The sequence below is a fragment of the Streptomyces sp. NPDC059828 genome, from assembly GCF_042731955.1.
Taxonomy (GTDB): Bacteria; Actinomycetota; Actinomycetes; order Streptomycetales; family Streptomycetaceae; genus Streptomyces.
Genome location: NZ_JBHWIW010000002.1, coordinates 157,434 through 170,095 on the forward strand (window position 1 = coordinate 157,434; position 12,662 = coordinate 170,095).

10 protein-coding genes are annotated in these 12,662 nt (G+C 69.3%); 9 read left to right on the forward strand and 1 reads right to left on the reverse strand.

Features of this window, described 5'->3' with window-relative positions:
• Nucleotides 1-83: 83 nt before the first annotated feature.
• Both ACFV6V_RS01730 and ACFV6V_RS01735 read left to right on the forward strand, forming a co-directional pair.
• A complete protein-coding gene (locus tag ACFV6V_RS01730) occupies nucleotides 84-2,300 on the forward strand; it encodes an acyl-CoA dehydrogenase (RefSeq protein ID WP_385557506.1) in 2,217 nt (738 codons plus the stop codon).
• Between the two features lie 22 nt (nucleotides 2,301-2,322).
• Entirely contained in the window at nucleotides 2,323-3,522 is a 1,200-nt protein-coding gene (locus ACFV6V_RS01735; RefSeq protein ID WP_385557509.1) for a lipid-transfer protein, read from the forward strand.
• Nucleotides 3,523-3,676: 154 nt separating this feature from the next.
• On the opposite strand, the gene ACFV6V_RS01740 is transcribed toward ACFV6V_RS01735, so the two are convergent.
• Nucleotides 3,677-4,255, reverse strand: a complete 579-nt coding sequence (locus ACFV6V_RS01740; RefSeq protein ID WP_385557862.1) for a MarR family winged helix-turn-helix transcriptional regulator — start codon at nucleotides 4,253-4,255, stop codon at nucleotides 3,677-3,679.
• A 181-nt stretch (nucleotides 4,256-4,436) separates the two neighbouring features.
• Between ACFV6V_RS01740 and ACFV6V_RS01745 the strand changes: the two genes are divergently transcribed.
• The 7 genes from ACFV6V_RS01745 (at nucleotide 4,437) to ACFV6V_RS01775 (ending at nucleotide 12,375) form a co-directional block, all read left to right on the forward strand.
• Nucleotides 4,437-5,192 carry a DUF4142 domain-containing protein gene (locus ACFV6V_RS01745; protein WP_385557512.1) on the forward strand — a complete coding sequence of 252 codons (756 nt, stop codon included), beginning with the start codon at nucleotides 4,437-4,439 and terminating at the stop codon, nucleotides 5,190-5,192.
• A gap of 569 nt (nucleotides 5,193-5,761) precedes the next feature.
• A complete protein-coding gene (locus tag ACFV6V_RS01750) occupies nucleotides 5,762-6,637 on the forward strand; it encodes a MaoC/PaaZ C-terminal domain-containing protein (protein ID WP_385557515.1) in 876 nt (291 codons plus the stop codon).
• Nucleotides 6,638-6,705: 68 nt separating this feature from the next.
• Nucleotides 6,706-7,782, forward strand: a complete 1,077-nt coding sequence (locus tag ACFV6V_RS01755) for a Zn-dependent alcohol dehydrogenase (protein ID WP_385557518.1) — start codon at nucleotides 6,706-6,708, stop codon at nucleotides 7,780-7,782.
• A gap of 14 nt (nucleotides 7,783-7,796) precedes the next feature.
• On the forward strand, nucleotides 7,797-8,744 hold the full coding sequence (locus ACFV6V_RS01760) for a 3-oxoacyl-ACP reductase (protein ID WP_385557520.1): 948 nt from the start codon (nucleotides 7,797-7,799) through the stop codon (nucleotides 8,742-8,744).
• A 118-nt stretch (nucleotides 8,745-8,862) separates the two neighbouring features.
• Entirely contained in the window at nucleotides 8,863-9,228 is a 366-nt protein-coding gene (locus ACFV6V_RS01765; RefSeq protein ID WP_385557523.1) for a hypothetical protein, read from the forward strand.
• A gap of 15 nt (nucleotides 9,229-9,243) precedes the next feature.
• Nucleotides 9,244-11,604: a hypothetical protein gene (locus ACFV6V_RS01770; protein ID WP_385557526.1), complete on the forward strand. Its 2,361-nt coding sequence runs from the start codon at nucleotides 9,244-9,246 to the stop codon at nucleotides 11,602-11,604.
• A 108-nt stretch (nucleotides 11,605-11,712) separates the two neighbouring features.
• A complete protein-coding gene (locus tag ACFV6V_RS01775) occupies nucleotides 11,713-12,375 on the forward strand; it encodes a hypothetical protein (protein WP_385557529.1) in 663 nt (220 codons plus the stop codon).
• The last annotated feature ends 287 nt before the right edge of the window (nucleotides 12,376-12,662 follow it).

Below are 12,662 nucleotides of genomic sequence, written 5' to 3' on the forward strand. Positions count from 1 at the left end.
TGCGCAGAATGGCGATCTCCCTCCGGGGCTGACACCATCATCTGACCTTCCGTCAGAATGAAACGTGTTCTACTCTGCCGGGCATGGGCACACCACGCTCCGGAAGCATCGGAATCACGGAGGAACACGGGGAGTTGGCCGACTCCGTGCGCCGCTGGCTGGCGCGGTCGGTGCCCCCCGAAGCCGTACGGAAGCTGCTGGACACGCCGGGTTCCGGTGCCGGGGGGCGGCCCGGGTACTGGGACGCGGCCGTGGGGCAGGGGCTGCTCGGGGTGCATCTGCCCGAGGAGTACGGCGGCGGGGGCGGCACGCTGCTCGATCTCGCCGTGGTGCTGGAGGAGACCGGGCGAGCCGCCCTCCCCGGGCCGTATCTGCCGAGCGTGCTGGCCTCCGCCGTGCTGGCGCGCGCGGGGCGCGGTGAGCTGGTGCAGGACCCGGTGCGGGGACTCGCACGTGACCTCGCGAGCGGGCGGCGCACCGGGGCCGTCGCCCTCGGTCCGGGGACTCTCACCGCTGCACGCACCGGCGCGGGGTACCGGCTCGACGGGACCGCGCCTCCCGTGCTGGGTGCGGGACAGGCGGACCTGGTGCTGCTGGCCACGGACACCGGATGGTTCGTCGTGGACGCCGCCGAGCTGTCGATCCGCGGGCACGAGAGCGCCGACCCGACCCGGCCCACTGCCGAGGTCACCGCCATACGCGTCACCGTCCCCGAGGGACGCGTCCTGGACATCGACCCCGGGCTCGTGACCGACCTCGCCGCCGTGCTGTTCGCGGCCGAGTCCTGCGGGACCGCCGCCTGGGCGCTGGGCACGGCCGCCGAATACGCCGCCGTACGCGAGCAGTTCGGGCGGCCCATCGGGCAGTTCCAAGCCGTCAAGCACCTGTGCGCCGACATGCTCATCCGCCTCGAACAGGCGAGGGCGCTGACCTGGGACGCGGCGCGGGCAGCCGACGAGGACCCCGCAAGCCGTGGGCTCACCGCCGCGCTCGCAGCCGCCACCGCGCTCGACGCCGCGTACACCTGCGCCAAGGACTGCATCCAGATCCTCGGCGGCATCGGCTTCACCTGGGAGCACGACGCCCATGTCCATCTGCGCCGGGCCGTCGTCGCCCGCCAGCTGCTCGGCCCCGGCGACGCCCACCGGCAGCGCGCGGCCCGGCTCGCCGCCGACGGCGCCCGGCGCGAGCTGCGCCTCGAACTGCCTGCCGAGGCCGCGCCGTACCGGACACAGGCCCGCGCCGCCATCGCCGCCGCCCGTGGTCTCGACCCCCGGGCCGCCCGCCGCACTCTCGCCCCCACCGGCTACGCGGCCCCGCACCTGATGCCGCCGTACGGCCTCGGCGCCGGTCCTGTACGGCAGCTCGCCGTGCAACAGGAGTTGAAGGCCGCCCGGGTCGAGCTGAGCGAACTCGGCATCGCCACCTGGGTGGTGCCGTCCCTCATCGCGTACGGCACCGAGGAGCAGAAGCTCCGCTATCTGCTGCCGACACTGCGCGGCGAGCTGCTGTGGTGCCAGCTCTTCAGCGAACCCGGAGCGGGCTCCGACCTCGCCAGTCTGCGCACCCGCGCCGAGCGCATGCCGGACGGCCGCTGGCGTGTCACCGGCCAGAAGGTGTGGACGAGCGCCGCGCAGTGGGCCGACCACGGGATCCTGCTGGCCCGCACCGACCCCGAAGCACCGAAGCACAAGGGCCTCACCTACTTCCTGATCGACATGAAGGCCACGCACGGCATCGACATCCGCCCGCTGAAGGAGATCACCGGGGACTCCCTGTTCAACGAGGTGTACTTCGACGGCGTGCTGCTGCCCGCGGACGCCGTCGTCGGCGAGGTGAACGGGGGGTGGCGCGTCGCCCGGCACACCCTCGGCAACGAACGCGTGCACATGGCGGACCAGCTGACCTTCGACACGGGTCTTGAGGAGCTGATCGCCAGAGTGGCGGGACTGGACGACGACGGGGGCGGCGACGGCGGCTGTGTCTCCCGTATCGGTGCGCTCGCCGCCGAGGCCCACGCCCTCGCCTGCATCGGGCTGCGGACAACCCTGCGGCAGGTCGACGGCCTTGAGCCGGGCGCGGGCGCTTCCGTACGCAAGCTCATCCAGACCACGCATCAGCAGAAGGTCGCCGAGCTCACCCTCGAACTCCTCGGCCCTGCGGGAGCCGTGCGGGAAGGCGCGGGTGAACGAGCCCTGCACGGGCTGCTGATGAGCCGCTGTCTGACCATCGCGGGCGGTACCACCCAGGTGCAGCTCAATGTCGTAGCCGAGCGCATTCTCGGCCTGCCGCGAGACTGAACGGAAGGGTCCGGAGAAGGAAATGAAGGCGTACATCGTCGGCGTCGGAATGACCAGGTTCGAGAAGCCCGAATCCCGGGACTGGCACTACTGGGACATGGCCCGGGAGGCGGGCACCGCCGCTCTCGACGACGCGGCCGTCCCGTACTCCCTCGTCCAGCAGGCCGCCGTCGGCTACTGCTTCCAGCCCTCGACGGCGGGACAGCGCGCGGTCTACGAGCTGGGCCTCACCGGGATACCCGTCTACAACGTCAACAACAACTGCGCCACCGGCTCGACAGCCCTGATGACGGCGCGGCAGTTCGTCACGGGCGGGCTCGCCGACTGCGTACTCGCGCTGGGCTTCGAGAAGATGAAGCGCGGCTCGCTGGGCGGCGGGGGAGGCGGCGGCGCCGACCTCAGGACGTCCCCGGTGGCCCGCCACTACGGGATCATGGCCGCCCGGCACGGCTTCGACATGACCCCGCCCACCGCCCAGATCTTCGGCAACGCCGCCCGCGAGCACATGGAGCGCCACGGCACCACACCGCGCCAGCTCGCCGCCGTTGCCGCCAAGAACCACCGCCACTCGGCGGCCAACCCGTACGCCCAGTTCCGCGAGGTGTACGAGGTGGACGAGATCCTCGCCGCCAAGCCGGTGCACCAGCCGCTCACCCGGCTCCAGTGCTCGCCGACATCGGACGGGGCGGCGGCGGTGCTGGTGGTGTCCGAGCGGTTCGTGGTCGAACACGGCCTGCACCACAAGGCCGTGGAGATCGCCGGGCAAGCCATGACCACCGACACCGAGGACTCCTTCGCCTCCGGCTCATGCGTCGATGTCGTGGGCCGGCCCATGTCGCAGGCCGCGGCCAGGCAGGCGTACGAGGGATCGGGTCTCGGTATCGAGGACATCGACGTGATCGAGCTGCACGACTGCTTCTCGGTCAACGAACTGCTGACGTACGAGGCACTGGGCATGTGCGCGGTCGGCGAGTCGGGGAAGCTGGTCGAGTCGGGAGCAACGACCTACGGGGGCCGCTGGGTGGTCAACCCGTCCGGCGGGCTGATCTCCAAGGGCCATCCGCTCGGTGCGACCGGCCTCGCCCAGGCCGCCGAGCTCACCTGGCAACTGCGCGGCGATGCGGGGCCACGGCAGGTGCCGGGAGCCAGGACGGGGCTCGCGCACAACATCGGGTTGGGTGGTGCGGCGGTGGTGACGGTACTGCGGGCCGACAGCCGGTAGGCACACCGTCACACCGGCACCTGCAACGGTGACGACCCTACGCGGGTCCGCGGGCACGACCCGCGCGGCAGGTCACCGAGCCCCGCCCCGGCGTGGTTCAGCGCAACCCCTGATCCGCACCGCTCCCATGCGGCCGGAGAACTGCCGCGGTCGCTCAGCCGCGCTGCGGCAGCGGGGCGTCCTCCCAGCCCAATGGGTAGGAACCGGCCGCAGCGGCAAGGCGACCGGCCGGTGCCGCAGGTTCGCCGCCCGCTTCGTTGAACGCGGTCAGCGCGTCGATCAGGGCGATCCGCTGCTGCCGGGCCATCCGCGTCACAATCCCCGCGATCTCCTGCCGCCGCCTGGCCATCACATCCTCGACCAGAGTGCCGCCCTCGTCCGTGAGTCGCAGCACGGTCTCGCGGCGGCTGTCGGGGTTGGGCTCGCGCGCCGCGAGTCCCGCCGCAATCAGCCGGTCGATCATGCGCATCGCTGTGGAGGGGTTCACGCCGAGCCGCTCGGCGAGTGTCACGAGCTTCGCGGGGCCCTGGGCGGACAGCACCACGAGCAGCCGGAACTGCGGGAGCGTCACCCGCTCCTCCACGGCCGCCAGGGAACGGGCGGAGACCGCCACCAGCAGTCGGGAGGCGGTCAGCACCGAGCGTGTCACCGCCTCCACGTCATCGATGCCGTCGGCGTCGCCGGTGCCGGGGAGGAGCTGCGGAGACGGCAGCGACTGCGAAGACTGCCCCATGTCGGTCATGCCTCCTTTCTATCGTGCCGTTCGCCGTGCCGGGCATCGACCCGGTGAACGCTGCGGCGGCCACGCCCGTACTGGTGGCTGCGCGCCGTGCCAGCCGCACCGACATCACAGCTCCCGACGACATGAACCAACACGATCAGCAGCACTGCTCCATGCCGAACGGGAGGCCCCCATGCGTCCGAACCGACACTCCGCCGAGATCGGTGTCCCGATACGGACGATCGCCGTCATCGCGGCTGTCTGCGCCGTGATCGCGACCGTGCTGATCACGACCCGCGGTGGTGACAACGAGGCGGCGGGCGCGCAGAGCCCCATCGGCGTCACCGCGCAGAACGGCGGATACGGCCAGTCCGGTTCCGGCTACGGGCACTCCGGCTCCGGCCATACCGGCGGCTCCGGCGCCACGGAGGCGGACGGTTCGCAGTCGGCGGCGCAGGCCGGACCGCAGCCGGTCACCGAGGTGGACAAGACGTTCCTGGTCAAGGTGCGCCAGGCGGGCCTGTGGGAGATCCCGGCCGGCCGCCTCGCCCAGACCCAGGCTTCCAGCGAGGCCGTCAAGCGTGCGGGCCTGCATCTGCTGGAGGGGCACAGCAAGCTGGACCAGCTCGTGCGCGAGGACGCGAGGATGGTGGGAGTGCAGCTGCCCGACCAGGCCACGGAGGAGCAGCAGGGCTGGGTCAAGCAGTTGGAGGCGACGCAGGGCGCTGAGTTCGACCGGCTCTTCGCCAACCTGCTTCGCGCCTCGCACGGGAAGATCTTCGCCACCATCGCCGAGGTCAGGGCCGCCACGCAGAACGACCTCATCCGCCGCCACGCCCGGCAGGCCAACCAGACCGTGCTCGACCACATGGAGGTCCTTGAGGACACCGGCCTCGTGGACGCGGCGACCCTGCAGGACGTGGAGAAGGCGGTTGCTCCTCCCAAGTAAGGCCGGCAAACCCCCTAGAGGCGAACCTTTGCACCATGCAATACTTCTGGGCCGGGGGCGCGGCGAGGGACCGAACCCTGCCCGGGAGCTGTGAGCTGGCACGGTGACGCAGCATCATCCGGCAGGCTTCGGCCCCTCGACCGTGTGTGACTCCTCTCCTGCTCCTGCTCCTGCTACTGACGCGGGCTGGGGCGGTTGCCGTGGTTCGGGCGGCCGTGACGGCGGTCCGGGCGGCCGTGGTGCGGGGACTTGGGCCCCCTCCCGTGTCATGCGGATGGGTCGGACGGATCATGTCGGTGCGTGGCCTTCCGGCTCTGTCGGCACGCGGCTCGGCTTCGGACGTGCTCCGGGGTGCGCGGCGACGACACGCGATCTGATGCTCCGTCAGGAGCCTTCACAAGTCGTCAGGGGTGCGTTATACATAGGGCCAGCCGGCCTAGAACGCGTTCTAGAACGGACGCGGGGTGCGGCCGGACCCGTAACGGCCTCGGTGCGGCCGACGGTGCGGACGGCCGCATCGAGGTCTTCCACAGCCACTGCGCTACACGGAGCCAAGGAGCAGCACCTCGATGCCCATCGACCCCGCCAAGGCACTCGCCGCAGAGCCGCGCAGCACCGAGATCACCTGGGACCACAAGGACATCCAGCTCTACCACCTCGGCCTCGGCGCCGGCTCGCCCCAGGACCGGCCGGGCGCGGCGACCGACCCCGACGAGCTGCGTTACACGCTTGAGTCACGGCTGCACGTCCTGCCCAGCTTCGCCACCGTCGCGGGCGCGGGTATGGGTGTCGTCGGCGGCCTCTCCGCCCCCGGTATCGACGTGGACCTCGCCGCCGTGCTCCACGGCGGACAGAAGATCACACTGCACCGCCCCATCCCCGTCAAGGGCCACGCCACCAGCACCTCGAGGGTCGCCGCCGTCTACGACAAGGGCAAGGCGGCGATCCTCGTGCTGCGCACCGACGCCGCTGACGCGGACGGCCCGCTGTGGACGAGCGACGCCCAGATCTTCGTACGCGGCGAGGGCGGCTTCGGCGGCGAACGCGGGCCCTCCACGCGTACGGAACAGCCCGAGCGTGAGCCTGACACGGTGGTCCAACGGTCCGTGCGCGAGGACCAGGCGCTGCTCTACCGGCTCTCCGGCGACTGGAACCCCCTGCACGCCGACCCTGAATTCGCCAAGCTCGCCGGCTTCGACCGGCCGATCCTGCACGGCCTGTGCACCTACGGCATCACGCTCAAGGCCGTCGTGGACACACTGCTCGACGGTGACGTCAGCCGCGTCCGCTCTTACGCCACCCGCTTCGCCGGGGTGGTCTACCCCGGGGAGACCCTGCGCATCCGGATGTGGCGACAGGACGCCACGACGGTCCAGGCGTCGGTGACGGCGGTGGAACGGGACGACGCCCCGGTGCTGACGGACACACTCGTCCAACTCTCTTGATCTCTCTGGTCTCTCCGCACTTCTTGTCTTCTCTCCTGATCTCCGGCCCTCCTGAAGGGAGCCGCACCATGCGCGCAGCCGTACTGCACGAGATCGGCCAGGACAAACTCGAAGTCCTCGATGACGTCGAGGCGGTGGGCTTCGGCCCCGGCAAGGTGAAGATCCGGATCAGGGCGACCGGGCTGTGCCACTCGGATGTCTCCGCGATGAACGGAGTCCTCCCGCAGCCCGCTCCCTTCATCCCCGGCCACGAGGGCGCGGGCGAGATCACGGACGTCGGCGACGGGGTGACGGGCCTCAAACAGGGCGATCGGGTGCTGATGTGCTGGCTGCCCGCCTGCGGCGTCTGCCCCGCCTGCAAGCGCGGCCAGAACCAGCTGTGCCTCGCCGGATTCATGAACGCCGGAACCCCCAACTTCCGCCGCCCGGGCGGCGATGTCTTCGGTTTCGCGGGCACCGGCACCTTCGCCGAAGAGGTCGTCGTCGACGCGGGATGCGCCGTGCCCATACCCGACGACGTGCCGTATGACATCGCCGCCCTCATCGGCTGCGGGGTCACCACCGGACTCGGCGCGGCCATCAACACCGCGCAGGTGGAGGCCGGTTCGTCGGTCGCCGTGATCGGCTGCGGCGGCGTCGGCATCTCCACCATCCAGGGCGCGCGGGTGCGAGGCGCGGCGCAGATCGTCGCCGTCGACCCGGTGGAGTCACGACGTGAGGCGGCCCTGCGTTTCGGTGCGACGGAGGCGGTCGCCCCGGACGCGCTCGGTGACGCCAAGCAGCGGATCACCGGCGGGGAGGGCTTCGACTACGTCTTCGAGGTCGTCGGCAAATCGGCCACCGCCAGGACCGCGTACGAGACCACCCGGCGCGGCGGCACCCTGTGCATCGTCGGCGCCGGGGCGATGGACGACTTCCTCCAGCTCAACATGTTCGAGCTGTTCTTCGACGAGAAGCGGATCCTGCCGTCGATGTACGGGGGAGGGGACGTACTCCGCTCGTACGAACGCGCCATCGCCCTCTGGCGGGCGGGCCGGATCGACCTGGAGTCACTGATCACGCACCGGGTGCAGCTGCCGGAGATCAACGAGGCGCTGAACCAGATGCGCACGGGTGAGGCCCTGCGTACCTGCATCGAGCTGTGAGCGGGGGCCGACCCATGTCACACCCCCTGAACGGCCTCTCGGCCATCGTCACGGGCGCCGGTCGCGGCCTCGGCCGCGCCGAGGCGCTGGAACTGGCCCGGCTCGGTGCGAGCGTGGTCGTCAACGACTACGGTCAGCCCGGCCGGGACGGCTCCGGCGAGGCGTCGTCCGCCCCCGCGGAGGCGGTCGCGGAGGAGATCCGCGCGCTTGGTGGACAGGCAGTGGCGCACCTCGGCGACATCGCGGACCACGACACGGCCCGCGAGCTGGTCGGCCTGGCGATCGGCACATACGGAAAGCTGGACATCCTGGTCAACAACGCGGGCATCCTGCGCGACCGGATGGTGTTCTCGATGAGCGAGGACGACTGGGACTCGGTGATCAGGGTCCACCTCAAGGGCCACTTCAACACCACCCACTTCGCCGCGTCCCACTGGCGCGAACGCTCCAAGGCGGCGGGCACCCCGGTGTACGGACGCATCGTCAACACCTCTTCCGAAGCGTTCCTCGCCGGCTCGGCGGGCCAGCCCAACTACGCCGCGGCGAAGGGCGGCATCGTCGGCCTGACGACCTCGACCGCGCTGGCTCTGGCCAAGTACGGAGTGACGGCCAACGCGATCTGCCCGCGCGCCCGTACCCGCATGACGGAGGACGTCTTCGCCGGCTTCGCCGAACCGGACGAGGGCCGGCTCGACCCCCTCGCCCCCGAGCACGTCGCCCCGCTCGTCGGCTATCTGGCGTCCCCGGCCGCGGCACGGGTCAACGGTCAGCTCCTCGTGGTGCACGGAGGAATGGTCGCGGTGGTCGAACGGCCCAGGGTGGCGGCGCAGTTCGACGCGGTCAAGGAGACGTTCTCGTACGAGGAGCTGGACGGACTGCTCTCCCCGTACTACGAGTCCAGGGAGGGCGAGACGTTCGCGGCGGCGGAGGTGCTGGGGCTCAAACGGCAGCGGGACCAGTGAGTGAAGGATTGGAGGAGAAACACCGGCGATCGCGTAGCCGCTCGACAACTCTCCGTTATGGTCGGCAGTTGAACTGAGACCGTGATCAAGTCGGCTGTGTGACAACGGGGGATCTGTGATGTCCGACGAAGGGTTGACGGCTGCCCAGCCGCAGGCTCCGCGGGACCTGAGCGTGAACCGAGACGACCTGGGCGCGATCGGCCACGACGCCTACGAGCTGTACGGCGGGCTCGGGGTCGACGGCGACCACGCCCGCCCCACCACGTTCACCGCCGCGATCTCCCTCACGAACGGGCACTTCGCCAGCGGCTCCGGGCTGCTCAAGGTCCATGACCGGTGGGAGAAGCAGCTTCGCACCCTCCGGGACGCTCTGGCGCAGATCTCCAACCACCTCGACTACACCAAAGCGACCCACGCCAAGGACGACGCCGAGATCGCCGGTTCCCTCACGCCCGTGTCCAAGCTCAACGACTACCTGAAGTAGGCGGGGGACGGACACGTGCTCAGGTACGCAGACATCGTCAACGCGCCGGTGAGTCAGCTCAAGGAAGCGGTCGACGACTGGTCCGAGATGGTCACCAGGCTGAAGAAGCGCGCCGAGGACGCCCGGCGCGGCATGAAGGCCAAGGCCGACAAGGCGGACTGGGAGGGTGTGAACGCGGGCGTCGGCAAGCAGTTCATCGCGAAGTCCGCGAAGGAATGCGAAGACGCGGTCGCGGAGGCGAAGGGCATCCACCTGCTGCTCGCCGAGGGATACGCGGCGTTCAAGCGCGCGAGGGACGAACTCGTCAGCATCCGTGACGACGAGGCTCCGAAGGCCGGAGTCCATGTCAACGCGCGAGGCGAGGTCAGCCCGCGCCACTCGCTGGAACACAACGACACGGCACGCCGCGACCCGGACTACGAACGGCTCCTGCACGAAGAGCGCGTGGCGGTCGTGTCCTGGCAGAAGCGGATCAACGCCATTGTCGAGACCTGCGACGACGTCGACCAGTCGCTGAATCGCGCACTCACGGCGAATGTTGCCGATGTCCATGACTTCAGCGCCCCCAAGTACACCAGCCTGGACATGGAGGAGGCAGCTCGCGCCGCCGCCCTGGTGGCGAAGGGCAAGAACCTCGGCAACGCCGAGCTGGCCCAGCTCAACGAACTCCTCAAGGACAACCACGCGTCGAAGGTCTTCACGCGGAACTTCTTCAACGCCCTGGGCCCGCAGAAGACGCTTGAGTTCTATGGCCAGATGGCGGACAGCGTCTACCCGGACGACGAGGTCGACAAGGCCCGCCTGAGCGGTGTGAAAGCCCTCCAGCAGAACCTCGGCCTCAGCCTCGCTACCGCAAGCCACGACGCAGGGTTCGCCCAGACCTGGAGCGCCGATTTCCGGAGACTCGGCACCGAGCAGCTGGTGCTGGAGGACCGCGGCGCGTTCAGCACCCCCAGGACGGCGTACGGATATCAGCTCCTGGGCGGCATCCTCCGCTACGGCAACTACGACCCGAAGTTCCTCACCCCCATCGCCGAGCATGTGGTCCAGCTGCACGCGAAGAACCCTGCCAGGTTCGACACGAACAGCGTCGCGTTCAGCGACACCGGCCCGTACGCCTACAACCCCTCGGGGGTCAACGGCTCGGGCTTCGACCCGGTCGTAAGCGTCCTCGAAGCACTCGGCCACAGCCCGGAGGCGTCAAAGCAGTTCTTCTCCGCCGAACCCACGCGCTACAACGAGGACGGCACCGTCAAAGGCGGCACTCCCGATCTCGGGAAGAACGCGGACGGCGAGGAGATCGGCAACTACCTCGACTACTTCGCCAACGAGGACTACACGGCGCACCCCGACATCGAATTCGGGGCACTCCCGAAGGACGGAGTCGACGACACCGACTACGTGTCCAAGGCCTTCGGCCACGCGCTGGAGTCGGCAACGCTGGGGTATCCCTGGGACGCCCCCGACCCCAAGGCAGTCCGCGACGAAGCCTCCGTGGGAATCATGGAGGAGGTCGTCTCTCTCTACGGAGAGGACGCCGGCCTGCTGAAGGAGCAGGAGCCCATGGCGGACAGCCTCGGGCGCATGGGGGCGGGGTATATCAACGACATCAACTGGGGACTGGACGGCGGCGACGAGGACAGTGTCTTCGCTCCCGGGAAGAACCCGGAAGGGCACGCGGAGTTCGAGAAGAACGACGTACGCAAGTTCCTGAGCACATTGGGGCAGCACCCCGATGCGTACGCGACTCTGTCCATCGCGGAGGGTGTGTACACGGCCAGCGTGCTCGAGTCGACCGTCGACGCCGACGGGTCGATCAACAGGTCGGACGCCCGGCTGGCCGCGAAGGTGGGCGCCGAAGTGCAGGGAACGCTGGACCAGTCGCGCACCGATCAGATCGCGGCCGAAGGCGACAAGAAGCTGGAGGACTACCAGAAGTCCCTCGAGAAGCGCAGCGCGTGGATCGAGTTCGGCACGACCGCCGCGATCGCCGCGGGTGTCGCCTTCCTTCCGGCCACGACCGCTGCCGCTGGGGCGGCCGCGATTCTTGTGCCTCTGGCGGTCGACACCGGAACCGGTGTGCTGGAGACGACCGCAGGCAACATCATCACCGACTGGGGCAACAAGTCGGAAGAGGACTTCAAGGACGCGACCGAGAAAGAGACGGGGGATAAGCAGAATGAGGTCTGGGCAGGCGGTGAGGAGACGGCGAAGTCTCCTGTCAAGCATTTCCTGGACCAGCATGAGCGCATGTTCCCTGGCGATGATGATGAGTTCCCCGGCGAACTGAAGAAGGACGTTGAGCACGGGTACGGGGTCGGTTGCTTCTGGGAGAACAGGCAGGGCAATGATCCGGAGATCGAGAAGGACGAGTGAGCCGTCGTGGGGATAGGGAGAAGGCTGCTTTCCGGGTGTGCTGCGTGGGTGCTGTGTCTCGTGGTGGCCGGGTGTGGTGGGTCCGAGGACTCGTCCGAGGGGCGTCCCATGGTGACGGCGGGGGAAGCGTGTGACGGTGTGTTCACAGGAGGGGCGGCCACCGGACTGGAGGCGCTGATGGGCGAGAAGCGTTTCCAGTCTGTGCCCAAGGGTGGGGTGGCCGGTCTGGCGGAGTCATTGATCGATGACGCTCGCGTCGCCACCGTCGAGGGGACCACCGACAGGGTGGATCTCTGCCATATGACCCTCCCGGACAGGGATCGGTACGCCATCACGCTGGGCATGTACTTGGAGGCGCAGTACGCCGCGTGGCCGCCCCGGAAATCCCCTTCTCCCTCACCGGCCTCGCCTTCACCCAGCGTGAAACCGACCCGGAAGCAGCGCGAACGACCCTCATGGTATTCGACCGTACGGTTTCAAATCGGCCAGGAAAAAGCGATAGTGACTTCATTCAGCAGCAGCATCACATTCAAGTGCAGCAGTCCGAGGCTGAGCGGGTCGATGTCCTTGCCTATTCTTGTCACCGGCGAGCTGAAGAACAGGTACCCGAGGAATCTGACGGATATCTCCAAAGCCGACAGCGAAGCCACACTTCTTGTCCTCCATGCCGCGACCCTGGCCGTCGCCAAGGAACTTCGCTGCAAGGACAACGGCGGTCTCCCGGAGAAGGCGACACCCTTCAAGCGCCTTCCCCCGCCGCCCGAGTCGTGAGCTCATAGTGATGCCCTAAGCGCGTACGCCCGCGCAGCAGTAAGGGCCGTCACACCCGGTGGTCTCCCACCGCCGTGACGGCCCCCTACCTCCCGCTTACGCCGACCCGCCGCCACCCGAAGGACGGCGGTGGCGGCCGTGTGCCGGAGTCGCCGAGTCCTCCGATGGCGCGGCACCCCCTCGGTGCTTTCCGGGCTTTCCGGCGCCGCCGCCTGCTTCGGCCTGGTCCGCGGCCGGCCCCTGCGGTCGCGCCTGGGTCGGGTCGGTTCGGGCTTCAGACATGTGGG

Bases quoted from the DNA above. Each gene is read 5' to 3' on its own strand.
- ACFV6V_RS01730 (WP_385557506.1), top strand. From the start codon at position 84: ATGGGCACACCACGCTCCGGAAGCATCGGAATCACGGAGGAACACGGG.
- ACFV6V_RS01735 (WP_385557509.1), top strand. From the start codon at position 2,323: ATGAAGGCGTACATCGTCGGCGTCGGAATGACCAGGTTCGAGAAGCCC.
- ACFV6V_RS01740 (WP_385557862.1), bottom strand. From the start codon at position 4,255: ATGGGGCAGTCTTCGCAGTCGCTGCCGTCTCCGCAGCTCCTCCCCGGC.
- ACFV6V_RS01745 (WP_385557512.1), top strand. From the start codon at position 4,437: ATGCGTCCGAACCGACACTCCGCCGAGATCGGTGTCCCGATACGGACG.
- ACFV6V_RS01750 (WP_385557515.1), top strand. From the start codon at position 5,762: ATGCCCATCGACCCCGCCAAGGCACTCGCCGCAGAGCCGCGCAGCACC.
- ACFV6V_RS01755 (WP_385557518.1), top strand. From the start codon at position 6,706: ATGCGCGCAGCCGTACTGCACGAGATCGGCCAGGACAAACTCGAAGTC.
- ACFV6V_RS01760 (WP_385557520.1), top strand. From the start codon at position 7,797: ATGTCACACCCCCTGAACGGCCTCTCGGCCATCGTCACGGGCGCCGGT.
- ACFV6V_RS01765 (WP_385557523.1), top strand. From the start codon at position 8,863: ATGTCCGACGAAGGGTTGACGGCTGCCCAGCCGCAGGCTCCGCGGGAC.
- ACFV6V_RS01775 (WP_385557529.1), top strand. From the start codon at position 11,713: ATGGTGACGGCGGGGGAAGCGTGTGACGGTGTGTTCACAGGAGGGGCG.